The organism is Microvirga sp. GCM10011540 (assembly GCF_042650665.1).
Lineage (GTDB): Bacteria > Pseudomonadota > Alphaproteobacteria > Rhizobiales > Beijerinckiaceae > Microvirga > Microvirga lenta.
In genome coordinates, this window is record NZ_JBHSBQ010000139.1 from 30,517 (window position 1) to 53,788 (window position 23,272).

General features: G+C 66.6%; 17 protein-coding genes. 7 read left to right on the plus strand and 10 right to left on the minus strand.

The annotated features are described in order from the left end of the window. Nucleotides 1-140 precede the first annotated feature (140 nt). Nucleotides 141-1,031: an N-formylglutamate amidohydrolase gene (locus tag ACFOYU_RS22095; RefSeq protein WP_377035294.1), complete on the plus strand. Its 891-nt coding sequence runs from the start codon at nucleotides 141-143 to the stop codon at nucleotides 1,029-1,031. A 179-nt stretch (nucleotides 1,032-1,210) separates the two neighbouring features. Here ACFOYU_RS22095 and ACFOYU_RS22100 read toward each other — a convergent pair whose 3' ends face one another. Next, nucleotides 1,211-2,467: an MFS transporter gene (locus ACFOYU_RS22100; protein ID WP_377035248.1), complete on the minus strand. Its 1,257-nt coding sequence runs from the start codon at nucleotides 2,465-2,467 to the stop codon at nucleotides 1,211-1,213. A 135-nt stretch (nucleotides 2,468-2,602) separates the two neighbouring features. On the opposite strand from ACFOYU_RS22100, the gene hisN reads away from it, so the two are divergent. Then, complete coding sequence (gene hisN, locus ACFOYU_RS22105) at nucleotides 2,603-3,385, plus strand: histidinol-phosphatase (RefSeq protein ID WP_226742302.1); 783 nt, start codon at nucleotides 2,603-2,605, stop codon at nucleotides 3,383-3,385. On the opposite strand, the gene ACFOYU_RS22110 is transcribed toward hisN, so the two are convergent. Continuing rightward, nucleotides 3,305-4,396: an alpha/beta fold hydrolase gene (locus ACFOYU_RS22110; protein WP_377035249.1), complete on the minus strand. Its 1,092-nt coding sequence runs from the start codon at nucleotides 4,394-4,396 to the stop codon at nucleotides 3,305-3,307. The genes hisN and ACFOYU_RS22110 overlap by 81 nt on opposite strands. A gap of 160 nt (nucleotides 4,397-4,556) precedes the next feature. Between ACFOYU_RS22110 and ACFOYU_RS22115 the strand changes: the two genes are divergently transcribed. Beyond that, nucleotides 4,557-5,015 (plus strand): Hsp20 family protein, encoded by a 459-nt coding sequence (locus tag ACFOYU_RS22115; RefSeq protein WP_226742304.1) that lies wholly within the window; start codon nucleotides 4,557-4,559, stop codon nucleotides 5,013-5,015. A 175-nt stretch (nucleotides 5,016-5,190) separates the two neighbouring features. Here the strand turns inward: ACFOYU_RS22115 and ACFOYU_RS22120 are convergent, their stop codons facing one another. Then, complete coding sequence (locus tag ACFOYU_RS22120) at nucleotides 5,191-6,267, minus strand: threonine aldolase family protein (protein WP_377035250.1); 1,077 nt, start codon at nucleotides 6,265-6,267, stop codon at nucleotides 5,191-5,193. Nucleotides 6,268-6,760: 493 nt separating this feature from the next. Between ACFOYU_RS22120 and gltB the strand changes: the two genes are divergently transcribed. After that, nucleotides 6,761-11,479 carry a glutamate synthase large subunit gene (gene gltB, locus ACFOYU_RS22125; protein ID WP_377035251.1) on the plus strand — a complete coding sequence of 1,573 codons (4,719 nt, stop codon included), beginning with the start codon at nucleotides 6,761-6,763 and terminating at the stop codon, nucleotides 11,477-11,479. An 18-nt stretch (nucleotides 11,480-11,497) separates the two neighbouring features. After that, the gene (locus ACFOYU_RS22130) at nucleotides 11,498-12,919 is read left to right on the plus strand and encodes a glutamate synthase subunit beta (RefSeq protein ID WP_377035252.1); all 1,422 of its coding nucleotides are present in this window, start codon (nucleotides 11,498-11,500) and stop codon (nucleotides 12,917-12,919) included. Between the two features lie 16 nt (nucleotides 12,920-12,935). Here the strand turns inward: ACFOYU_RS22130 and ACFOYU_RS22135 are convergent, their stop codons facing one another. The 3 genes from ACFOYU_RS22135 to galE all read right to left on the minus strand — a co-directional run bounded on the left by ACFOYU_RS22135 (nucleotide 12,936) and on the right by galE (nucleotide 16,557). Beyond that, on the minus strand, nucleotides 12,936-14,207 hold the full coding sequence (locus ACFOYU_RS22135; protein ID WP_377035253.1) for a DUF459 domain-containing protein: 1,272 nt from the start codon (nucleotides 14,205-14,207) through the stop codon (nucleotides 12,936-12,938). Nucleotides 14,208-14,262: 55 nt separating this feature from the next. Next, entirely contained in the window at nucleotides 14,263-15,489 is a 1,227-nt protein-coding gene (locus ACFOYU_RS22140) for a lytic murein transglycosylase (RefSeq protein ID WP_377035254.1), read from the minus strand. A gap of 81 nt (nucleotides 15,490-15,570) precedes the next feature. After that, the gene (galE, locus tag ACFOYU_RS22145) at nucleotides 15,571-16,557 is read right to left on the minus strand and encodes a UDP-glucose 4-epimerase GalE (RefSeq protein ID WP_226742310.1); all 987 of its coding nucleotides are present in this window, start codon (nucleotides 16,555-16,557) and stop codon (nucleotides 15,571-15,573) included. A 200-nt stretch (nucleotides 16,558-16,757) separates the two neighbouring features. Here galE and galU point away from each other — a divergent pair, with 200 nt between their 5' ends. Both galU and ACFOYU_RS22155 read left to right on the plus strand, forming a co-directional pair. Then, entirely contained in the window at nucleotides 16,758-17,624 is an 867-nt protein-coding gene (gene galU, locus ACFOYU_RS22150) for a UTP--glucose-1-phosphate uridylyltransferase GalU (RefSeq protein ID WP_377035255.1), read from the plus strand. 50 nt (nucleotides 17,625-17,674) lie between these two features. Then, the gene (locus tag ACFOYU_RS22155; protein ID WP_226742312.1) at nucleotides 17,675-18,670 is read left to right on the plus strand and encodes an SIS domain-containing protein; all 996 of its coding nucleotides are present in this window, start codon (nucleotides 17,675-17,677) and stop codon (nucleotides 18,668-18,670) included. 81 nt (nucleotides 18,671-18,751) lie between these two features. Here the strand turns inward: ACFOYU_RS22155 and ACFOYU_RS22160 are convergent, their stop codons facing one another. From ACFOYU_RS22160 to hemH, 4 genes are all read right to left on the minus strand, one after another. Beyond that, nucleotides 18,752-20,437 (minus strand): methyl-accepting chemotaxis protein, encoded by a 1,686-nt coding sequence (locus ACFOYU_RS22160; protein WP_377035256.1) that lies wholly within the window; start codon nucleotides 20,435-20,437, stop codon nucleotides 18,752-18,754. 190 nt (nucleotides 20,438-20,627) lie between these two features. Continuing rightward, nucleotides 20,628-21,077, minus strand: coding sequence for an NfeD family protein (locus ACFOYU_RS22165; protein WP_226742314.1), 450 nt, complete (start codon nucleotides 21,075-21,077; stop codon nucleotides 20,628-20,630). After that, nucleotides 21,074-22,054, minus strand: coding sequence for an SPFH domain-containing protein (locus tag ACFOYU_RS22170; RefSeq protein WP_377035257.1), 981 nt, complete (start codon nucleotides 22,052-22,054; stop codon nucleotides 21,074-21,076). The genes ACFOYU_RS22165 and ACFOYU_RS22170 overlap by 4 nt, the downstream gene beginning before the upstream one ends. Nucleotides 22,055-22,125: 71 nt before the next feature. Then, a complete protein-coding gene (gene hemH / locus ACFOYU_RS22175; RefSeq protein WP_377035258.1) occupies nucleotides 22,126-23,187 on the minus strand; it encodes a ferrochelatase in 1,062 nt (353 codons plus the stop codon). Nucleotides 23,188-23,272: the final 85 nt, after the last annotated feature.

Below are 23,272 nucleotides of genomic sequence, written 5' to 3' on the forward strand. Positions count from 1 at the left end.
AGACTTCATGCGCCCATACGGTAAATAAGCCGTGAAAGAAGGACGCAGATTATAGGCGATATAGTCATGGACACACGCAAGGGCTGCCTTACACTGCTCCGGTCTCTTGTTTTCCACTCTCCGGCAGAATTTGAAGCTTGATGCGGCCAGTTATCGCTGACGAGTTCGATCCCCCCTACATCGTCGTCGAGCCTTCGGGGCAGACGGCTCCCTTCGTGTTCAACGTGCCCCATGCGGGCGCGGTCTACCCGGCCTCCTTCCTGGCGGAATCGCGCCTCGACGCCATGGCGCTGCGCCGCTCCGAGGATGCCTTCGTGGACGAGCTGTTCGCCTCCACGGTGGAGCTCGGGACCCCTCTCATGACGGCGCGCTTCCCGCGGGCCTATCTCGACCTGAACCGCGAACCCTACGAACTCGATTCCCGCATGTTCGATGGAAGGCTGCCGCCCTTCGCCAATACCCGCTCCATGCGGGTGGCCGGCGGACTGGGGACGATCCCGCGCATCGTGGCGGACGGACAGGAGATCTACCGCGGACGCCTCCCGGTCGAGGAGGCCCTGCACCGCATCGAATGGCTGTACAAGCCCTATCATCGCGTGCTGCGCCAGATGATCCGCCGGACCTCGCAGAGCTTCGGCCACGCCATCCTGATCGACTGCCATTCCATGCCCTCGAGCAGCGTGAGCCGCGAGGACGGCGCCAAGGCCGACATCGTCCTCGGCGACCGCTACGGCACCAGCTGCGCCGTTATCCTGATCGATCTGGTGGAGGCGGCCCTGCGCGGCCGCGGCTATACGGTGGTGCGCAACAAGCCCTATGCGGGCGGCTTCATCACCGAGCATTACGGAGAGCCGGCCCTGGGGCGGCACGCGCTGCAGATCGAGATCAATCGGGCCATCTACATGGACGAGCGCACCCTGCAGAAGAAGCCGCGCTTCGCTACGGTCGCGGCGGACATGACCGAGACCTTCGCCCAGGTGATCGCGGAACTCTCCGGCGATCTCATGCCCCGCCAGATCGCCGCCGAGTAACTTTGAAACGTTCCGTCGCGCCCTAGATAAGAAAAAAGGCCGCTGTTGCCAGCGGCCCAAAGTTTAGGGAGGAAACGCCCAAGAAGGGCAGCGATACGGCGACGCCATCGCCATATCGCACTGCAACAATTACACCGCGCCGCACAATTTGCAACAGTAAATCCGGCTTTTTGTCATGCTCACGCTGCATGCCTGCTCGGATGTGGATCGATGGCGCCCCTGTAGAAGAGCAGGCTGAGAAGCAGCCAGCCTCCCAAAGAGGCAAAGACTACGCGATACCCCTCCGGCAGATAGACCCCGTTCTCCGCCCGGCCGACCGCATCCATGAGAAGGCCGGTCACGCTCTGGGACAGGAAGGCTCCGCCGATCGAGCCGATATTCATGAGCGTGATGCCCCGCCCCGTCAGTTCCGGCGGGAACAGGGACTTGCCGTGCGCGGTCAGGATCGGCGTGAAGGCCACGAACAGGCCGAAGAGACCGAACCAGACCGTGGCCGACGTCCTGTCGAGGGGGAAAAGGGTCACGATGGCCAGCAGGAGCACCGTGGCGCCGCCGCCGAACAGCACGGGCCGCTTGTAGCTTCCCCAATAGCGGTCCATGACGCCCCACAGAAGGAGGCCGATCATCTGCGCCGCCGCGCCGATGAGGAGGATGTTGCCCCGGGCCGTGAGATCGGCCCCGTGCACGTCCGTCAGCCACGGGCCGCCCCACAGGCCGACCATGGTCGCGAAGCAAGAATAGGCCGTCAGGTGCACGAAGAAGACCGGCCAGAACGAGCGCACCCTGAGGGCCTTGCCCACGCCGCGGAAGGTCGAGGCCCAGGTCTCCTGCTCGCCGCGGCCCGCAACCGTGTCCTTCGGCACAGCCCAGACGATGGCCAGGGCCACGAGGGCCGTCAGGACGGCGACCCCGAGGAAGGAGGCGCGCCAGCCGAAGAACGCGGCCGAGGCGGCGAGCGGCGCCGTGGCGGACAGGGTGCCGATATTGGCGAAGCCCATCTGCAGGCTCGTCAGCCCGGCGAAACGCTCCGGCGGAAAGCGGCGGGCGTAGATCACGAGCGGCGCCATGAAGAAAGTGGAGCAGCCGAGCCCCATGACGGCCCGGGAGGCGATCAGCGTGGCGGCGGAGGGCGCCATGGCGAAGAGCGCGGTTCCGGCCACCGCCAGGACCGCCGTCGCCAGCATCGTCCGCTTCGGCCCGTAGCGGTCGATGGCGATGCCCACGGGGATCTGGGCGGCGGCGAAGGAGAAGAAGAAGGTGCTGGAGAGAAGGCCGATCTGGGTTGCCGTAAGGTCGAGCTGCCGGGCCAGATCGTGCGCGATCACGCCGATGGAGTTCCGAAGGAACTGGCTCACGGCATAGATCGCGATGAGCGCCAGGATCAGCAGGAGAGCGGTTTCGGAGCGGGCCGGGGCGACGCTGGAGGAAGAATTCATGCCGTGCGATGTCCGATCAGGCGAAAGCGGCGTCTTGTGCTGGAATCGCTTGCCGCGCGAAGAGCGGTTGATAAAAGCGGATCGGGAACGGGTCGCCAAGACCGCCCGCAAGAATGACAGAGGATATCAGACGGTATGGGGCTCATCGACTTCAAGCATTTCGTCAACGAGCTCGCGACCCTGTCGGGCCAGGCGATTCTCCCCTTCTTCCGCACCAGCATCGCCACCGAGGACAAGTCCCGCGGCGGCGCCTTCGATCCGGTGACGGAAGCGGACCGCGCGGGCGAGGCGACCATGCGCCAGCTCATCAAGCGCACCTTCCCGACCCACGGCATCGTCGGCGAGGAATTCGGGTCCGAGCGGACCGATGCGGAATATGTCTGGGTGCTCGATCCCATCGACGGGACCCGGGCCTTCATCGCCGGACTTCCCACCTGGGGCACCCTCATCGGCCTGACCCGCAACGGCCGGCCCGTCTTCGGCATGATGCACCAGCCCTTCACCGGCGAGCGCTTCTTCGGGGATGGCGGCAGCGCCACTTACAGGGGGCCCGGCGGCGAGCGCAAGCTCATGACGCGCCGCTGCGCCTCCCTCAGGGATGCGGTCATTTCCACCACGAGCCCGAAGCTTTTCGCCGGCGAGGACCTGCGGGCCTACGACCGGGTGGAGAGCGTCGCCCGCCTCGCCCGCTACGGCTGCGACTGCTATGCCTACTGCATGCTGGCCGCAGGCCATATCGACCTCGTCGTCGAATCGGGCCTCAAGCCCTACGACATCGTGGCCCTGATCCCGATCATCGAGGGAGCGGGCGGCATCGTCACCGCCTGGGACGGCGGTTCAGCCGCTGAGGGCGGGCGCATCGTCGCTGCGGGCGACCGCCGTGTCCACGCCGCCGCCGTCGAGCTGCTCAGCCGCTGATTCCGGCTTCGCGGCCTCCGGCTCCTCCCGGGGGCTCCGGTCGGGGCTGCCGGGGACGAAGGCGTCGAAGGCGGCCCAGAACTGCTCGCGGATCGCATCCGTCTCCATCAGGATCTCGTGGCGGGCGCCCGGGATGACGATGGCGTGCCCAGCCTTCAGGCGCGCCGCGAAGCGCTCGGTGACCGGCGTCGCGCAGACCGGGTCCGCCCCGGCGGCGAGGACCAGGGTCGGCAGGCGGATCCTCAGCGCATAGCGCGGATCGGTGAAGCGCTTCATGAAGCGGAAGGCGGAATCGAGCCAGGACACCGTCGGCGCCCCGACGGCCCCTTCCCCGATGGTGTGGGCGACCTGGGCGTTGCGCGCGTAGCGCACCGGATCGCTCGTCAGCCGGTTGCCCTTGAAGGGCAGGGTCGAAATCGAGGTCTCGCCGCCGCCCGGCACGAAGGACTTGCCGAAGCCGAGATATTTCAGGATCCGCACAGTCCCGACGATGGCGAGCGAGTGCTTGACGATGCACAGGCCGATCATGGGCGTGGTGGTGACGAGGCGCCTGAACGGGAGCCAGCCTTCATGAGCCGCGCTCAGGGCGATGGCCCCGCCCATGGAATGGGCCAGGCCGAAATGGGGCTCCGGCAGGTGCGGAACGAGGATCTGGTCGCGGATGGCATCCAGGTCGCGCCGGTAATCGGAGAAGCGCCGGACATGCCCTTTGCGCGCGTTGCGTACCTGCCGGCCGGAGAGGCCCTGCCCCCGCCAGTCGAAGGCCACCACGGCAAAACCGCGCCCGAGCAGCTCCCCGACCACCTCGAAATATTTCTCGATGAACTCCGCCCGGCCCTGGAGGATGCAGACGGTGCCCTTCGGCGTCTCGCCGTCGGGCAGCCAGTAGGCCGCCCGCAGGGTCAGGCCGTCCTCCGTCGTCACGCTCTTGAGCGTCGGTTCGGCGGGGATGGGGTTGTCGGCGGTCTCGTAGAGCTGCACGGAACTGGATCTCGATCGAACGGACTTCATGCCCTTTATAGGGCATTCACGGCCGTTGCCATGCGTCCCTTGACAGTAAAAATGCCCGTTCCCACATCAAGTTGGTACCGGCCATGACGGCGGTACGAACCCAACGGTCCAGCCTGTCGAGGTGGACCTTCTGCATGTTGCTTCACTCGGAGGATATGCCATGCGTCAGTACGATCTTGCTCCCCTGTACCGCAATACGGTCGGTTTCGACCGCCTTTTCTCGATGCTCGACCAGTTCGTCGGCGTCGATGCGGCCCCCAGCTACCCGCCCTACAACATCGAGCGCACCGGCGAGAATGCCTATCGCATCTCCGTCGCCGTCGCCGGCTTTACCGACCGTGATCTCACCATCGAGGTGAAGGAAAACACCCTCTCCGTCCGCGGCGAGAAGCAGAATGCCGAAGAGCGCAAGTCCGACGTCCTGTATCAGGGCATCGCGGCGCGCACCTTCGAACGTCGCTTCCAGCTCGCCGACGGTGTCCAGGTGGTCGGCGCGAGCCTCGAGAACGGCCTTCTCCACGTGGACCTCGTGCGCGAGATCCCGGAGACGAAGAAGCCGAAGCTGATCCCGATTTCCACCGACAGCGCTCGGACGATCGAGGCCAAGAAGGCCGCGTAACCCGTCTTCGAGAGCAAAAAAAGAGCGCTCCGGTTCGTCCGGGGCGCTTTCTTATTGTTTGAAACCTGGTCCCTTGAAGTCCCGCGGGGGCTTGGAGGACACCCCTTTGGTCAACGGTCTCGAGGGATAGATCGGGGGAGAATGCGGCACGGATAGGGCAAAGCCGCCGCTAATTTCACTCTGCCGCCTGCCGGGACAGCGCCGAACGGGCGATTTCCAGGGCCTGCCGGATCTCCTCTTCCTTCGTGGCGAAGGAGACGACGAGGCGAATCAGGGCTTCGTCCGGCCCGACGGCCTCACCCTCGGGAAGGCTCGCCTCCGTCCAGTGGAGGTACTGGAGCCCGGCCGCCTTCAGGGCCTGGTCCACGGCCTTCGGGACGATCGGGAAGACCTCGTTGGCCTGGGTCGGCCATGCCATCCGCACGCCCGGAAGCCCCAGCAGCCCCTCCGAGAGAAGCTTCGCCATGCGATTGGCGTGGCGGGCATTGTCGTACCAATGGTCATTGGCGAAGTAGCCTTCGAGCTGCGCCGCGATGAGACGCCCCTTGGAGATGATCTGCCCGGCGCGCTTCGCCCGGTAGTCCAGCGCCTCGGCGAGCTCCGGCTTGAACACCACGATGGCTTCGGCCATCAGGCAGCCGTTCTTGGTGGCCCCGAAGGAGAGAATGTCGACGCCCTGCTTCCAGGTCATCTCGGCGGGCGTGCAACCCAGGGACACGAGCGCGTTCACGAAGCGGGCCCCGTCCATGTGCAGCGACAGGACGTGCTCGCGGCAGACCGCGCTCAAGGAGGCGATCTCGTCCAGGCTGTAGACCGTGCCGCACTCGGTGACCTGCGAGATCGAGAGCGCCTTGGGCGGCATCTGCTTCACCGCCTTGGGCAGGCTGCGGAGATAGGCGGAAACGTCCTGCGCGACGAGCTTGCCTCCCACGCCCGGAAGACCCGCGAGCTTGGCCCCGTGCATGAAGAATTCCGGCGCGCCGCACTCGTCGTCGATCACGTGGGCCTCCTGGTGGCACACGCACAGACCCCACGGGGGAACCGCCGACGAGAGCGCGAGCGCATTGGCGGCCGTTCCGGTCGTCACCAGAAAGACCGACACCTCGTGCTCGAAGATCTCCGCGAAGCGCGCCTTGATGCGCTTCGTGATCTCGTCGTTGCCGTAGGCCGGCAGCGCGCCGTTGTTGGCATCGACGATGGCCTGCAGGACCGGGGCGCTGGCGCCCACGATGTTGTCGCTCGCAAAATTCATGAATCATCTCCTTGGCGTGCAGCCTCCCGACCGGAGCGCTCATGTCAAGGTCATTGACCTATCGGAGAAGACTTTCGTCTCCGCTGCGGCAAAACATAGCTTTGTTGCCGACGGACGCTCCGCCGTGAAACTTTTGTCTAAAATCTTTCTAATCCCCCTTGTGTGGGGAGCTATTCTCTGGCAGTTTGCCCGCATTAGGACAGCGATGCTGTCCCATTTGGGGTGCCCGCACCCCCGGCCCGAGGTTTTCTTGATGCTTCGCCAGACGCGAACGAAACGAGATACCAAAAAACCTGCCCGCAAAACGTGGGCGGAGCGGGCTTATCGCGGCTGAACTTCAGCCGAGGATGCCCGCGAGGAGCGGGCTCCCGACAGGACCCGAGCCTCAAAAACCAAGAAGCGGTGGGCATCCGGACGATCCGATCATCCGGCGGACCCAAAAGCCGCCTCAATGAACCCTGATGACGTGTTCGAATGGATGTGAGGATCTGGCATGAGCGACGTGTCGAAAAAGAGCCTGGAAATCGAAGCCTCGACCCGCACGGCCGCCAAGGCGGATACGGTGAGGATCGTGCGCGATCCGGCCCTTCCCGCGCCTCAGGGCCTCTACGATCCGTCCCATGAGAAGGATTCCTGTGGCGTCGGCTTCATCGCCGACATGAAGAACCGCAAGACCCACGCCATCGTCGAGCAGGGCCTGCAGATCCTCCTGAACCTGGACCATCGCGGCGCGGTCGGCGCCGATCCGAAGACCGGCGACGGCTGCGGCATCCTGGTCCAGATCCCGCACAAGTTCTTCGCCGCCGAATGCGCCAAGCTCGGCATCTGGCTCCCCAACGAGGGCGAGTACGGCGTCGGCCACCTCTTCATGCCGCGCGATCCCGAGGGTTTCGCCCTCGTCGAGGAGATCGTCACGAAGGCCATCGCGGACGAGGGCCTGCAGCTTCTCGGCTGGCGCGACGTGCCGGTGGATTCGAGCGACCTCGGCGAGAGCGTGAAGGCCTCGGAGCCCCAGCACCGGCAGATCTTCGTCGGCAAGGGTAAGGGCATGGACGACCAGGAGACGTTCGAGCGTCGCCTGTTCCTCGCCCGCAAGGTCATCTCCAACGCGGTCTACGACATGAAGGACCCGCGCACGGCCGGCTATTACCCGGTCTGCCTGTCCTCGCGCACCGTCGTCTACAAGGGCATGGTCCTCGTGGGCCAGCTCGGCGGCTACTACAAGGATCTCCAGGACCCGCGCTTCGAGAGCGCCATCGCCCTCGTTCACCAGCGCTTCGCCACCAACACCTTCCCGACCTGGCAGCTCGCGCATCCCTACCGCATGGTCGCCCATAACGGCGAGATCAACACGCTGCGCGGCAACGTGAACTGGATGGCGGCGCGACAGGCCTCCGTGGATTCGGAGCTCTTCGGCAACGACATCTCGAAGATCTGGCCGATCTCCTACGAAGGCCAGTCCGACACCGCCTGCTTCGACAACGCCCTCGAATTCCTCGTGCGCGGCGGCTACACGCTCTCGCACGCCATGATGATGCTGATCCCCGAGGCCTGGGCGGGCAACCCGCTCATGGACGAGGACCGGCGCGCCTTCTACGAGTATCACGCCGCCCTCATGGAGCCGTGGGACGGCCCCGCGGCCGTGTGCTTCACCGACGGCAAGCAGATCGGCGCGACCCTCGACCGCAATGGCCTTCGCCCGGCCCGCTACCTCGTGACCGACGACGGCCTCGTGGTGCTCGCCTCCGAGATGGGCGTGCTGCCGATCCCGGAGGAGAGGATCGTCGAGAAGTGGCGCCTGCAGCCGGGCAAGATGCTCCTCATCGACCTCGAGGAAGGCCGCATCGTCTCCGACGACGAGATCAAGCAGCAGCTGTCCCAGGCCCACCCCTATAAGGAGTGGCTCAAGCGCACCCAGATCGTGCTCGAGGACCTCAAGCCCGTCCAGGCGCGCGAGTCCCGCACCGATGTGTCCCTGCTCGACCGCCAGCAGGCCTTCGGCTACACGGCCGAGGACCTCAAGCTCCTCATGCAGCCCATGGCGGTGACGGGCCAGGAGGCGGTCGGCTCCATGGGCTCCGACACCCCCATCTCGGCCCTCTCCGACAAGTCGAAGCTGCTCTACACCTACTTCAAGCAGAACTTCGCCCAGGTGACGAACCCGCCGATCGACCCGATCCGCGAGGAGCTCGTCATGAGCCTGGTGTCGTTCATCGGCCCGCGCCCGAACATCCTCGACTTGGAGGGCACCTCGCGCCGCAAGCGCCTGGAGGTGCGCCAGCCGATCCTCACCAACGAGGACCTGGAGAAGATCCGCTGCATCGGTCATTTCGAGGACCGGTTCGACACCAAGACGCTCGACATCACCTATGCGTCGGAGCTGGGCGCCGCGGCGCTCGACGGCGCCCTCGACCGCCTGTGCGACCGCGCCGAGGCGGCGGTCCATGGCGGCTACAACATCATCATCCTGTCCGACCGCATGGTCGGCCCGGACCGCATCCCGATCCCGGCGCTGCTCGCCACCGCGGCGGTGCACAACTACCTGATCCGCAAGGGGCTGCGCACCTCGGTCGGCCTCGTGGTGGAATCCGGCGAGCCGCGTGAGATCCACCATTTCGCGTGCCTTGCCGGCTACGGCGCGGAAGCGATCAACCCCTACCTCGCCTTCGAGACCATCGCGGCCATGCACGAGGCGGGCGAACTGCCCGGCGAGGTCGACGAGGGCGAGGCGATCAAGCGCTACATCAAGTCCATCGGCAAGGGCCTGCTCAAGGTCATGTCGAAGATGGGCATCTCGACCTACCAATCCTATTGCGGCGCGCAGATCTTCGACGCCGTGGGCCTGCGCTCCGACTTCGTGAACCGGGACTTCTTCGGCACCGCCACGATCATCGAGGGCATCGGCATGGACGAGGTCGCCGAGGAGACCGTGCGCCGCCACCGGGACGCCTTCGGCGATGCGCCGGTCTATCGCACCGCACTCGACGTGGGCGGCGAATATGCCTACCGCCTGCGCGGCGAGGCCCATGCCTGGAACCCGGACACGGTCGCAACCCTGCAGCACGCGGTGCGCCTCAACGCCCAGGAGCGCTACCGCGAATATGCCCGGCTCGTGAACGACCAGGAGAACGAGCTCAAGACCATCCGCGGCATGTTCCGCATCAAACTCGCCGAGGAAGCCGGCCGCGCGCCGGTCGCCCTGGACGAGGTGGAGCCGGCGAACGAGATCGTGAAGCGGTTCTCGACCGGCGCCATGTCCTTCGGCTCGATCTCCCGCGAGGCGCACGAGACCCTGGCGCTCGCCATGAACGCCATCGGCGGCAAGTCGAACACCGGCGAGGGCGGCGAGGAGCCGGACCGGTTCCGGCCGCTCCCCGACGGACGTTCCAAGCGTTCCGCCATCAAGCAGGTCGCTTCCGGCCGCTTCGGCGTGACGACGGAGTACCTCGTCAACGCGGACATGATGCAGATCAAGGTCGCGCAGGGCGCCAAGCCCGGCGAGGGCGGCCAGCTGCCCGGTCACAAGGTCGATGCGAAGATCGCGCGCGTGCGCCACTCGACTCCCGGCGTCGGCCTGATCTCGCCGCCGCCGCACCACGACATCTACTCCATCGAGGATCTGGCCCAGCTCATCTTCGACCTCAAGAACGTGAACCCGGCGGCCGACGTGTCGGTGAAGCTCGTCTCCGAGGTCGGCGTCGGCACCGTCGCGGCGGGCGTCGCCAAGGCGCGGGCGGACCACATCACGATCTCCGGCTTCGAGGGCGGCACGGGCGCTTCGCCGCTCACGTCCCTCAAGCATGCGGGCTCGCCCTGGGAGCTCGGCCTCGCCGAGACCCAGCAGACCCTGGTGCTCAACCGCCTGCGCGGCCGCGTGGCTCTTCAGGCGGACGGTGGCCTGCGCACCGGCCGCGACGTGGTGATCGCGGCGCTGCTCGGCGCCGACGAGTTCGGCTTCTCAACCGCTCCGCTGATCGCGGCCGGCTGCATCATGATGCGCAAGTGCCACCTGAACACCTGCCCGGTCGGCGTCGCGACCCAGGACCCGGTGCTGCGCAAGCGCTTCAAGGGACTCCCTGAGCACGTCATCAACTACTTCTTCTTCGTCGCCGAGGAAGTGCGCGAGATGATGGCCCTGATGGGCTTCCGGACCATCGACGAGATGATCGGCCAGTCCCAGCTCCTCGACAAGAACGAGGCCATCGACCACTGGAAGGCCAAGGGACTCGACTTCACCAAGCTGTTCCACAAGCCGGAGGTCGGTCCGGACGTGCCGGTCCGCCACGTGGAGCGCCAGGTCCATCCCATCGCGGACGTGCTCGACCACACCCTGATCGCCCAGGCCGGACCAGCCCTGGAGCAGGGCGAGCCGGTCACGATCGAGGCCGGGGTGCGCAGCGCCGACCGCACGGTGGGCGCGATGCTCTCCGGCGAGGTCGCCAAGCGCTACGGCCACGAGGGCCTGCCCGACGACACCATCACGGTGAACCTGAAGGGCACCGCCGGCCAGAGCTTCGGCGCATGGCTCGCCGCGGGCGTGACGCTCACCCTCGAGGGCGAGGCCAACGACTATGTCGGCAAGGGCCTGTCGGGCGGCAAGCTCATCATCAGGCCGTCGGCGGATTCCCGGGCCGTTCCGGAGCATTCCATCGTCGTCGGCAACACGGTGATGTACGGCGCCATCGCGGGCGAGGCCTATTTCCGCGGCGTCGCGGGCGAGCGCTTCGCCGTACGCAATTCCGGCGCCATCGCGGTCGTCGAGGGCACGGGCGACCACGGCTGCGAATACATGACCGGCGGCCTCGTGGTCGTGCTCGGCCAGACCGGCCGCAACTTCGCGGCCGGCATGTCGGGCGGCATCGCCTACGTGCTCGACGAGGACGGCACCTTCGCCAAGCGCTGCAACCTGTCCATGGTCGATCTGGAGCCCGTCGAGGAGGAGGAGGACCTGATGCGCCGCCTCCACCACCATGGCGGCGATTTGGAGACCAAGGGCCGCATCGACATCCTGGCCAACATGTCCGGTCCCGATGAAGAGCGCCTGATGCAGCTCATCACCAACCACCACACTTATACGGGTTCCACGCGCGCCAAGGAGATCCTCGACAACTGGGCGGCCTACAGGACGAAGTTCGTGAAGGTCATGCCGGTCGAATATCGCCGGGCGCTCCAGGAAATGGACCGCCTGAGAACCCTGCAGGCGGCAGAGTAAGGACAAAGGGGCAGATCCATGGGCAAGGTCACAGGCTTTCTCGAATACGACCGCCAGGAGCAGAAGTATCAGCTCGCGGGCGAACGCGTTCGCCACTTCCGCGAGTTCACGCTGCCGCTCGACGACAACGACCTGAAGAAGCAGGCGGGGCGCTGCATGGATTGCGGCATCCCCTTCTGCCACGGGCCGACCGGCTGTCCGGTGCACAACCAGATTCCGGACTGGAACGATCTGGTCTGGCAGGGCGATTGGGAGGAGGCGGCGCGCAACCTGCACTCCACCAACAATTTCCCGGAATTCACCGGCCGCATCTGCCCGGCTCCGTGCGAGGAGGCGTGCACGCTCAACCTCGAGAACCAGCCGGTCACCATCAAGACCATCGAGCAGGCGATTGCCGACAAGGCCTGGGAGATGGGCTTCGTCAAGCCGGAACCGGCCTCGGTGACCACGGGCAAGCGCGTCGCCATCATCGGGGCGGGCCCCGCCGGCATGGCGGCGGCCCAGCAGCTCGCCCGCGTAGGCCACGAGGTGCACGTGTTCGAGCGCCAGGCCAAGCCCGGCGGGCTGCTGCGCTACGGCATCCCGGACTTCAAGATGGAGAAGTACCACATCGACCGCCGCGTGAAGCAGATGGAGGCCGAGGGCGTCACCTTCCATTGCGGGGTCAACGTGGGCGTGACCAAGTCCTTCGCGTCCCTGCACAACGAGTTCGACGCCGTGCTCTTCGCCGGCGGCGCGGAGGACCCGCGCAATCCGAACCTGCCGGGCCAGGATCTGGCCGGCGTGCATTACGCGATGCCCTATCTGACCCAGTCCAACAAGCGCGTCGGCAGCGAAGAGGTGACGGACGAGCCGATCCTGGCCGGGGGCAAGCATGTGGTCGTGATCGGCGGCGGCGACACCGCATCGGACTGCGTCGGCACCGCCTTCCGCCAGGGCGCCCTCTCGGTCACCCAGCTCGACATCCGGCCCAAGCCGCCGGAGCAGGAGGACAAGCTCACCGTGTGGCCGTACTGGCCGACCAAGATGCGCACGTCGTCGAGCCAGGCCGAGGGTGCGGAGCGCGAGTTCCAGGCCGCGACCCTGGGCATCGAGGGCAAGAAGGGCCGCGTCGTGGGCGTGCAATGCGCCCGGGTCGACGAGAGGCGCCAGCCCATCCCCGGCACCGAATTCATGCTCAAGGCCGATCTCGTCTTCCTCGCCATCGGGTTCGCCGGTTCGGTGAAGGAAGGGCTGCTCGAGCAGTCGGGCGTCGCCATGGACCGGCGCGGCAACGTGGTCGCCAACGACAGGGACTACCGGGCTTCGAGCGAGAAGGTCTTCGCGGCGGGCGACATGCGTCGCGGCCAGTCCCTCGTGGTCTGGGCCATCCGCGAAGGCCGGCAGGCGGCCCGGTCCATCGACACCTACCTGATGGGCTCGAGCACGCTGCCGGTCTGACCGGCGCCGCCCTGCCCTACTGGGACTGGGACGCCGGCCAGCGGAAGTCGTCCGCCCGTCCCGGCCTCGCGCTCGGCGCGATTCCGGCCCGGTAGGCGCGCTGCACCGGATAGGCATGGTCGCCGCTCAGCTTCGGCGTACCGGATACGAGCGCGCCTCCGGGCGCGACCTCGGGCCGGGTCAGCGGAAGCACGGGCCCGACCAGCGGCTTCGACGGCAACGAGGCCGGAGTCGCCGGGTCGGGCGGCGCCGGAAGCGCGGCCTCGATGGATGCCTGATCGACGGCGCCGTTCGCCGGCGGAGGCTGGGCTGCTACGGCGGGCGGGCCGTTCGCGATGATGCGCTTGATGTCCGTCCCGGCGAAATGGGCGAGCTTGCGGGCGCCCGCCTTGGTGAACAGGACGCCGTCGTTCGTCCGCAGCCTCGCAGGCTCCCCATCCACGTCCGGTCCCGTCGCGGTGTAGCGGTTGTCCTCGTCCACGAATCCGGGCCAGACGTCCACATAGGCGGATCCGTGGCGCTGCACGCTCTCCCGGTAGATCTCGTTCATGGCGAGCAGGTCTTCCGTGAGCTTGCTGTTCTTCATGGGCGGAAGGCCGATCCAGACCACGGGAACGGCGCGCTCCTGGAGCGTGCGCAGGACGCCGTCGACCCGCTGCCGGTAGGCGTCCTTCCACCGTTCGGAGAGAAGTTCGAGGTTCTGCTCCCCGTTCCTGATGGCCTGCCGGTCGTTGGCCCCGAACATCACCACGGCCACGGTCGCCTTCTGGCCTCCGTCGAGGGTTTCCCTGATGAAGGCCGGCCAGTCGTCGGCCTCGCCCCGGGCAAGGCCGCCCTCCGCCTTGACCTTGCGGACGACCGCGACGTCCGGATCATCGGAGAACATGTCGTCGAGGCCCTGGCCGGCGAAGTCGGCCAGCACGTCCCCGAACACGACCACGTGGACGGTCGGGTTCGTCTTGGGCTTTTCCTGCTTGGCCGTGGCCACCGGCGGCGGAGCCCGCTTGCGCGGCTTGGCGACCGGCTTGCGGGACGGCGGCGGCGGCTCCTCCGGCGCGCCGAAGAACCGGCGGATGCTGAAGCCCTGCTGCGGCTGCGCCGGCTGGACCAGCTTTCCGGGATAGTAGCCAGGCGGATAGGCCTGGGGATTGCGATACCCCTGCGGCTGCGAATAGCCATATTGCGGCCGCTGCTGATAGTAGCCCGGCTGCGCCAGCACGGGGGCGCCGCCGCCTGCCACGAACAGCAAGGCCAACAAGAGCGAGCGTAGGATCAGCGTCAAGCGCATGGGAAACTCCACTTCGTCCCGACTGGCCCTACAATAGAGTTGTGCCGGAATTTAGTCAGCGGGCTGAACGCAATTCTCGCAGCACCGCAAAATCGGCATAGCCGTCCGGGATCAAGCCGCGCCTGAGCTGGAAGTTCCTCACCGCCTCGCGGGTCTTGGAGCCGAACTTCCCGTCCGCCTCGCCGTCGTAGAACCCGAGCCCCGCCAGCCGCTTCTGCAGCTCCTGCCGCTGGTCCTTGTCCAGCATGGGCTCGTTCTTGGGCCAGGAACCCTGAATCGGCCTCCCGCCCATGAGGCGGTCGCCGAGATAGGCCACGCCCATGGCATAGGCGTCCGACGAGTTGTAGGCCTTGATCACGTTGTAGTTGTCCGTGACCAGGAAGGCCGGTCCGCCGGCGCCGCCCGGCAGGTACAGGGTCGCCTCTCCCGAGCGGGGCATGGGTTTGCCGTCCATGCGGCGCAGCCCCAGGCCCTGCCAGCTGGCGAAGCCCTGCCGCAGGTTGCGGAAGTCGAACCCTTGCGGGATCTTGACCTCGAAGCCCCAGGGAAGCCCGGGCTGCCAGCCGTGCTGGCGCAGGTAATTGGCCGTCGAGGCCAGCGCGTCCGGCACCGAGGTCCAGATGTCGCGCACCCCGTCCCGGTTGCCGTCGACCGCGTGCTTCATGTAGCTCGACGGCATGAACTGCGTGTGCCCCATGGCGCCGGCCCAGGACCCGAGCATCTTGTCGCGGCTCACATGCTCCTGCTCCAGGATCTGCAGCGCCGTCAGCAGCTCTTCCTGGAAGAATTCGCCCCGATAGCCCGTATGGGCCAGGGTCGCCAGCGCCCGGACCGCATAGATCGAGCCGGTGAAGCTGCCGAAATTCGTCTCCATGCCCCAGACCCCGAGCACGATGGAGCGGGGAACGCCGTAGGTGCGCTCCACCGCCGCCAGGGTCTTGGACCATTCGGCCGCCATCTTCCGGCCCCGGTCGAGCCTCTGGGCCGAGATGGCGCCGTTGATGTAATCCCAGATCGGCCGGACGAATTCGGACTGCTTCTTCGTGAGGGCGATGATCTTCGGGTCAGGAGTGACCCCGCGGAACGCCTCCTCGAAGGTTCCGCGCGAGACCCCCCTCGCCTTGGCCGCCGGCCAGAGGCTCTGGACGAAGCTTTGGAAGTCGGCCTGGGAGGTCCCCTGGGCCTGAGCGGGCGAAGTGCCGGCACCCAGACCAAGATTGAGGCTCAGACCAAGAATGAGGGCGCTGCAGAGGCTGCGCGCCAATCGAATCGGCTGCTGCATATGGGTCGCTCATGGACAGGACAGGGTTTTCGTCCTGCCATGCGACATTAAGAGGGTTAACAGGCCGTTGATAGAGGGGGTCTATGCGGCTTTCCGTTCCGCCAGGGACCGCTCCCAGCGCAGGGCCTGATCCACGATTTCCTCGAGATCGTCGTGCTGCGGCTCCCAGCCGAGGCTGCGGATCCGGCTCACCTTGGCCACGAGGGCCGCGGGATCGCCCGGGCGGCGCGGGCTGTAGCGGACCTCGAAATCGCTTCCTGAGACCTTCTTGACCACGTTGATCACGTCGAGGACGGAGGCGCCGTGGCCGTAGCCGCAATTCATGGTGATGCAGTCGCCGCCGTGGCGGATATGACGCAGGGCCGCCAGATGGGCGCGGGCGAGATCGGTGACCTGGATGTAGTCCCGCACGCAGGTGCCGTCCTTCGTGTCGTAATCCGTCCCGAACACCTCGAGATGGGGGCGCTGGCCCAGGGCCGCCTGAGCCGCCACCTTGATCAGGTGCGTGGCCTGGGGCGTGGACTGGCCCGAGCGGCCCTTCGGGTCGGCGCCGGCCACGTTGAAGTAGCGCAGGACCGCATAGCGCAGGCCATGGGCCCGGGAAGCATCCTCCAGCATCCATTCGGTCATCAGCTTCGTGCGCCCGTAGGGATTGATGGGGGAGACGGGCACGTCCTCCGACAGAAGCTCGGCCTCCGCGTTGCCGTAGACGGCGGCCGTGGAGGAGAAGATGAAGTTCTTCACACCGGTCGTGACCGCGGCCTCGATCAGGGCCCGGGATTTGACGGTATTGTTCAGGTAGTAGGTCAGCGGATCCGCAACCGATTCCGGCACGACGATCTTGGCCGCGAAATGAAGGATGCTCTCGATCCCGTGCTCGTCGACGATGCGGGAGACGAGAGCCTGATCGCCCACATCCCCTACGACCAGGGTCGCCTCGGGCGGGACCGACCAGCGGAACCCGGTGGACAGATCGTCGAGGACGACCACCTTCTCGCCGGCATCGAGGAGTTCGAGAACCATATGGCTGCCGATATAGCCAGCCCCACCCGTCACCAGTACCGCCATTTCCCATGTCCTCCTGAACCGCCGCTTCCGAGCAGCTAACCACAACGCTTCAGCTTCAATTCAGGTCCATACCCGCTAGGTTGAGACTGATGCAATGCAACAAGGCCGGCCTTCGAGCGTTATAGAGATCGAACCTTGACAGTTTCTGCATCCCCACCTTCCTTCAGTATCCAAAGTTCCTGCTCACCATGGCTCCCTCAATGAAGCGCATCCGCAAAGCAGTCCTTCCTGTCGCCGGTCTCGGGACCCGGTTTCTTCCGGCCACCAAGGCCGTTCCCAAGGAGATGCTCTGCGTCGTCGACCGTCCCGTGGTCCAGCATGTGGTGGACGAGGCCCGTGCCGCCGGAATCGAGCATTTCATCTTCGTCACCGGCCGCAACAAGGCGGTGATCGAGGACCATTTCGACATCGCCTACGAATTGAACCGCACCCTGGCGGAGCGGAACAAGACGAAGGAGCTCGAATCCCTGATGAGGGACCAGCCGCAGGCGGGCCAGACCAGCTTCACCCGCCAGCAGGAGCCCCTCGGGCTCGGCCACGCGGTCTGGTGCGCCCGGGATCTCGTGGGCGACGAGCCCTTCGCGGTTCTCCTCCCCGACATGCTGAGCCGGGGCTCCATGGAACAGATGATCGCCGCCTACGACAGGCATGGCGGCAACGTCATCGCGGTCGAGGAGGTCCCCGAGGACCAGACCCATCAATACGGCATCGTGTCCGTGGGCGAGGAATTCGGCCAGACCTTCGAGATCACCGGCATGGTGGAAAAGCCCCCGAAGGGCACCGCGCCCTCCAACTACATCATCTCCGGCCGCTACATCCTCCAGCCCGAGATCTTCGATCTTTTGTCCAACCAGCAGCGCGGCGCCGGCAACGAGATCCAGCTCACGGATTCCATGATCCGCCTGATGAAGGACCAGAAATTCTACGGCATGAAGTACCAGGGCCGCACCTACGACACCGGCTCGAAGGTGGGCTTCCTGATGGCGAACGTGGCCTATGCCCTGGAGCGCGAGGACCTCGGCCCCGCCTTCCGCCAGGAGCTCGAGGCGTTCCTGCGACAGAAGTAAGCCGGTTTTCCGGGTTCCGCGTGGCCGCCGCTCTGTGCTAGAGGGCGGCCATGGCACTTGCACAACCGACGAACCCCTCCCCCGACCAGGCCGTCTCATCGGCCCTGCGGACCCTCGCCACCGAGCGGGACGGGCTGACCATCCTGATGGCCGCCATCGGCGACGGCCTCGGGCCCGTCTTCACGGCCGCCGTCGACCGGATCGCCGCGGCCCCGGGCCGGATCATCGTCTCCGGAATGGGCAAGTCGGGCCATGTGGCCCGCAAGATCGCGGCCACCCTCGCCTCCACCGGCACCCCCTCGCACTATGTCCATCCGGCCGAAGCCAGCCACGGGGACCTCGGCATGGTCCAGCCGGACGACGTGATCATCGCCCTGTCCTGGTCGGGCGAGACCGCGGAGCTCGCCGACCTCATCGGCTATGCCAAGCGCTTCCGGGTGCCCCTCATCGCCCTGACGTCGAACGCCGATTCGACCCTGGGCCATGCGGCCGACCTGTGCCTGACCCTGCCCAAGGCGAAGGAGGCCTGCCCCAACGGGCTGGCGCCCACCACCTCCACCACCATGCAGCTGGCCCTGGGCGACGCCCTTGCCATCGCGCTTCTGGAGAAGCGGGGCTTCACGGCGGAGCATTTCCGGGTCTTCCATCCGGGCGGCAAGCTCGGGGCGCGGCTCAAGCTCGTCCGCGACATCATGCACAAGAACGAGCGCCTGCCGATCGTCGGGATCGACGCGCGCATGGACGAGGCCATCGACGAGATCGGCCGGAAAGGCTTCGGCTCGGTGATCGTCGTCAATGCCGACGGAACCCTCGCCGGCATCGTCACGGACGGCGACCTGCGCCGCAACCTGCGCCCCGACCTGCGGACGCTCCCCGTCTCCGACATCATGACCCGCACGCCGCGCACCATCGCACCGGACGAACTCGTCGCGACGGCGCTCGAAATCCAGGAAACCTCGAAGATCACCGCCCTGATCGTGGTCGAGAACCGGCGGCCCATCGGCCTCGTGCACTATCTCGACCTTCTGCGCGCCGGGGCGGCGTAAGAAACCCCGCCTCCGGAATACGAGCGGCCGCCGGAGGGTGTCTCCGGCGGCCGCTCGCGTTTCATGCCTGATTGGTGGGGTTCAGGCGGCCTTGACGCCGGCGAGGAAGCTGGCGACCTCGTGGCCGAGTTCCTCGGAGTGGCGCGCCAGTTCCTGCGCCGCTCCCAGAACCTGGGATGCGGCGGCCCCGGTCTCGCCCGCACCCTGACGCACCTCGCCGATATTGCCCGTCACCGCCTCGGTGCCGCGGGCCGCCTCCTGCACATTGCGGGAGATCTCCTGCGTCGCCGCCCCCTGCTCCTCCATCGCGGCCGCGATGGTGGTGGAGATCTGCGACATCTCCCCGATGGTCTGCGCGATCTCGTGGATCGCCGCCACCACCTCCTGGGTCGCCTGCTGGACGCTGGCGATCTGGCTGCCGATCTCGTCCGTCGCCTTCGAGGTCTGGGTCGCCAGCTCCTTGACCTCGCTCGCCACCACGGCAAAGCCCTTGCCGGCTTCGCCCGCGCGGGCCGCCTCAATGGTGGCGTTGAGCGCCAGCAGGTTGGTCTGGCCCGCAATGGTGTTGATGAGCGCGATCACGTTGCCGATCTTCTCGGCGGTCCCGGCCAGGGCCTGAACCGTGGCATTGGTGCGCTGCGCCCCCTGCACCGCCCGCTCGGCGATCTGCGACGACTGGTTCACTTGGGCGGCGATCTCGCGGATCGAGATCGACATCTCCTCGGTGGCGGCCGCCACCGTCTGCACGTTGGCTGAGGTCTGCTCGGCGGCCGAGGCCACGCTCACGGACTGGCGGGTGGTCTGGTCGGCGATGCCGGTCATGCCCTGGGCGGTCACCTCCATCTCGGTGGCGGCGGAGGCAAGCCCTTGCGTCAGGGCGGAGACATTGGCCTCGAAGCGCTTGGTGAGCTCGTCCAGGCGCTGCGCCCGGCGCATCTTGGCATCGGCTTCGAGCGCCGCCGCCTCGTCGGCCTCGCGCTTGGCGATCATCGCCTCCTTGAACACCTGGACCGCATCCGCAATGGTGCCGATCTCGTTGCGCTCGCCGCGGTGCGGCACAGCCGTGCTCAGATCCCCCGCCGCCAGAGCCCGCATCGGCGCCACAACCGACGAGATCCCGCTCGACACGGAGCGCACGATCAGGAATGCAAGGGCGACGGTGAGCGCCAGGCCCGCGGCAAGAACGCCGATCGTCAGGTTCCAGGTCGAGGAATAGACATTGGCTGCGTTCTGCCGGGCTTCATCGGCCTCGCTGCTGTTCCACTTCACGAGCCTGGTCAGAACCTCGTCGATCTGCTGGGCCAGCGGGACAGCCTTCCCGGAGATGAGCTCGCGCGCCGCGACGGTCTCGCCGTTGCTGGAAAGGGCGAGGATCGCCTTGGCTTCCTTCACGTAGGCCTGCCACAAGGCGTCGAACTGCTCGACCTGCTTCCGGTCCTCGTCCTGAACGACGGTTTTGGAGTAGGCGCGTTCTGCCTCCGCAATCGTCTTGAGGCCTTCATCGATCTGCCCCTCGATCGCCGTCGCCTCGTCGGCCGAGGCGATCACGTGCCTGAGGATGAGCGTGCGGAATTTCGTCACCTCGTTGTTGAGGGCACCGATTTCCCGCACGGCCACGAGCCAGTTGTCGGCGATCTCGTGCGTCTGCTTGTTGATCTGGTGGAGCCCGCGCAGGCCGAGGCCGCCGAGCCCTGCAAGAAGCAGGGCCAGGAACGCGAAGGCGCCGATGAGTTTGGTTCGAATCGAGAGATTCCGGAGAAATTTCATGTTTTACGCCCACCCATATGAGATGCCTTGTACCGCGAAAGACGGCGCATCCCGCTGGTGGGCCGAACTAGACCAGTATTCTTAAAGGGATGTTACGCAAGGTCATCGAACCGGGACGATTTTCGAAGAACATACAAGCCCTTGCGCCGGGTCTCGCAATTTCCCGACCATGTGTTCAAGACGGCTGCAATCAGGGATCGTCCACCACGAGGGTCGTCCCCTCGATCCGGACGACGCGCACCCTTGCGCCCGCGAACCGGTCAGCGCCGGTAACGCGCCAGGAACTGTCGCCGACCCTGATGCGCCCCTCCCCGCCCTTGATCGGCGTCTCCAGCGTAAAGACCTGCCCCACGAGGGACTGCCCCCGCTGGTTGAGCCGGTCCGCCTGCGTGTCGGGCTGAGTGCCGGGACGCATGATCATCCGCCCCAGGATGGCGGCCGCCAGGGACAGGGCCGCAAAGACCAGCGCGCAAGCCTGCCAGGAGAGGGACAGGGCGGCATCGAGCAGCCCGGTCAGGATGGCTGCAAGGCCGAGCCAGATAAAGAAGCTGGCCGGCAGCAGGAGCTCGAGGCCGATCAGGACGAGCCCGAGAATGATCCAGATCCAGGCTCCGAGCCCGGCGACGGCATCCGCGATCATGGGCGCTCCGACGGGCCGGCGACGCTCGGGACGCTACGCGGTTGTTTCGGGGAGGCCGCTCCCTCGCCGAAGACCGATCTGGTGAGCTCCGCAATGCCTCCGAGCGTTCCGGCAAGGCCTGCGGCCTCTATGGGAACGATCACCACCTTCTGGTTCGGCGCCGAGGCCAGGGCGCGGATCGCGTCGATGTATTTCTCCGCCACGATGAAGTTGGCGGCCGCCAGGTCGCCCCGGGTGATGGCCTCGCTCACCATCGCGGTCGCCCTGGCCTCGGCTTCGGCCAGACGCTCCCGAGCCTCGGCGTCCCGGAAGGCCGCCTCCTTGCGCCCCTCGGCGGACAGGATCTGGGACTGCTTCTCACCCTCGGCACGCAGGATCTCGGCCTGACGAAGCCCCTCGGCTTCCAGCACGGCGGCGCGTTTTTCGCGCTCCGCCTTCATCTGCCGCGCCATGGCACCGGCCAGATCCGCCGGCGGGACGATGTCCTTGATCTCGACCCGGGTGACCTTGGCGCCCCAGGGCGACGCGGCTGCATCGACGACGCGCAGGAGGCGCTCGTTGATCTCGTCCCGGTGGGACAGAAGCTCGTCGAGGTCCATGGAGCCGACCACCGTGCGGATATTGGTCATGGTCAGCGTGAGGAGAGCCTGATTGAGGTTCGAAACCTCGTAGGATGCGCGGGCGGCATCCAGCACCTGGAAGAACGCCACCGCGTCGATGGTGACGCCCGCATTGTCGCGGGTGAAGGCCTCCTGGCTCGGAACGTCGAGCACCTGCTCCATGACGTTCACCTTTTTGCCGATCTGCTCGACATAGGGAAGGATCAGGCCGAGACCGGGACCGAGGGTTCGCGAGTAGCGCCCGAACCGCTCGACCGTATAGGCATAGCCCTGCGGCACGGTCCTCACACCCATGGCGACCGTCACGATCACCACGATCACGAAGGCCACCACGAAAAGATCGAAACCAAACGGCATGAGGCCTCCGGGCAACGCCACCCTGTTGCGCGAAGCCCAGATTTATCCGAAAGCCGCGGCGACGCCTAGGGCTAGAGCCAGCCCTGCAGCTCCCGCTCCACAACGTGTCGGATCACCCGCATCCCGTCCTCGCTGTCGTTGAGGCAGGGCAGATAGGCGAATTCCTCACCGCCGTGATGCATGAAGATCTCGCGGTTCTCGCCGTCGAGCTCCTCCAGGGTTTCCAGGCAGTCGGCCGAGAAGCCGGGGGCCACGATGGCCATGCGCTTCACGCCGCTCTCGGCCAGCGCCTGCACGGTCTTGTCGGTGTAGGGCTGCAGCCATTCGGCCGTGCCGAAGCGGGACTGGAAGCTCATGCGGAACTTGTCCGCCGGCCAGCCGAAAGCCTCGCGCATCAGGCGCCAGGTCTTCACGCAGTGGCAGTGGTAGGGGTCGCCCTTGAGCAGGTACTCCTTCGGCACGCCGTGGAAGGAGACCAGGATCACCTCCGGCTCGAAGGGCAGCTTCGCCAGATCCCGCTTCATCGAGGAGACCACCGCGTCGATATAGACCGGGTCGTCGTAGTAGGGCGGCGAGACGCGGATGGTCGGCTGCCAGCGCATCTCCATCAGGGCCCGGAAGGCCTGATCGCAGGCGGTCGCCGAGGTGGCGGCCGAGTATTGCGGGTAGAGCGGCACGAGGAGAATGCGGTCGCAGCCCTGGTCGAGCAGGGCCTGAATGCGCTCGCGCACCTCCGGCTTGCCGTAGCGCATGGCCCAGTCGACCGTGATCTTGTCGCCGGCGATGCCCTTGAGATGCTCCGCGAGCTGCTCGGCTTGGCCTCGGGTGATCGTCTTGAGGGGGCCTTCGTTGCGCTCGTTGTTCCAGATCGACGCGTAGTCGCGGCCCTTGGGGCCGGGGCGCTTCGTCAGGATGATCAGGTTCAGGATCGGCCACCACAGGAGGCGCGGGGTTTCGATGACGCGCCGGTCCGAGAGGAACTCCTTCAGGTAGCGCCGCATGGGCCAGTAGCTGGTCCCCTCGGGCGTCCCGAGATTGAGAAGCAGCACGCCGACCCGCCCCGTTTTGACGGTGGGATGATCCACCGGGCGCACGCCCTGCCGGAGATCGGCCAGCTTCACTGTTTCGTTCATCGGACACCCCTTGGCCGGGCCGGACACCCGGCGGCGCTCATTGCAGGATTTCTAGATAATCGTTTCGCTTGTTTCCGCCAACGTG

Coding starts and splice junctions, on each gene's coding strand:
- ACFOYU_RS22160 (WP_377035256.1), bottom strand. CDS start 20,437: ATGAAATTTCTCCGGAATCTCTCGATTCGAACCAAACTCATCGGCGCC.
- ACFOYU_RS22115 (WP_226742304.1), top strand. CDS start 4,557: ATGCGTCAGTACGATCTTGCTCCCCTGTACCGCAATACGGTCGGTTTC.
- ACFOYU_RS22155 (WP_226742312.1), top strand. CDS start 17,675: ATGGCACTTGCACAACCGACGAACCCCTCCCCCGACCAGGCCGTCTCA.
- ACFOYU_RS22165 (WP_226742314.1), bottom strand. CDS start 21,077: ATGATCGCGGATGCCGTCGCCGGGCTCGGAGCCTGGATCTGGATCATT.
- gltB (WP_377035251.1), top strand. CDS start 6,761: ATGAGCGACGTGTCGAAAAAGAGCCTGGAAATCGAAGCCTCGACCCGC.
- ACFOYU_RS22130 (WP_377035252.1), top strand. CDS start 11,498: ATGGGCAAGGTCACAGGCTTTCTCGAATACGACCGCCAGGAGCAGAAG.
- hemH (WP_377035258.1), bottom strand. CDS start 23,187: ATGAACGAAACAGTGAAGCTGGCCGATCTCCGGCAGGGCGTGCGCCCG.
- ACFOYU_RS22135 (WP_377035253.1), bottom strand. CDS start 14,207: ATGCGCTTGACGCTGATCCTACGCTCGCTCTTGTTGGCCTTGCTGTTC.
- galU (WP_377035255.1), top strand. CDS start 16,758: ATGAAGCGCATCCGCAAAGCAGTCCTTCCTGTCGCCGGTCTCGGGACC.
- ACFOYU_RS22095 (WP_377035294.1), top strand. CDS start 141: ATGCGGCCAGTTATCGCTGACGAGTTCGATCCCCCCTACATCGTCGTC.
- hisN (WP_226742302.1), top strand. CDS start 2,603: ATGGGGCTCATCGACTTCAAGCATTTCGTCAACGAGCTCGCGACCCTG.
- galE (WP_226742310.1), bottom strand. CDS start 16,557: ATGGCGGTACTGGTGACGGGTGGGGCTGGCTATATCGGCAGCCATATG.
- ACFOYU_RS22110 (WP_377035249.1), bottom strand. CDS start 4,396: ATGAAGTCCGTTCGATCGAGATCCAGTTCCGTGCAGCTCTACGAGACC.
- ACFOYU_RS22140 (WP_377035254.1), bottom strand. CDS start 15,489: ATGCAGCAGCCGATTCGATTGGCGCGCAGCCTCTGCAGCGCCCTCATT.
- ACFOYU_RS22100 (WP_377035248.1), bottom strand. CDS start 2,467: ATGAATTCTTCCTCCAGCGTCGCCCCGGCCCGCTCCGAAACCGCTCTC.
- ACFOYU_RS22170 (WP_377035257.1), bottom strand. CDS start 22,054: ATGCCGTTTGGTTTCGATCTTTTCGTGGTGGCCTTCGTGATCGTGGTG.
- ACFOYU_RS22120 (WP_377035250.1), bottom strand. CDS start 6,267: ATGAATTTTGCGAGCGACAACATCGTGGGCGCCAGCGCCCCGGTCCTG.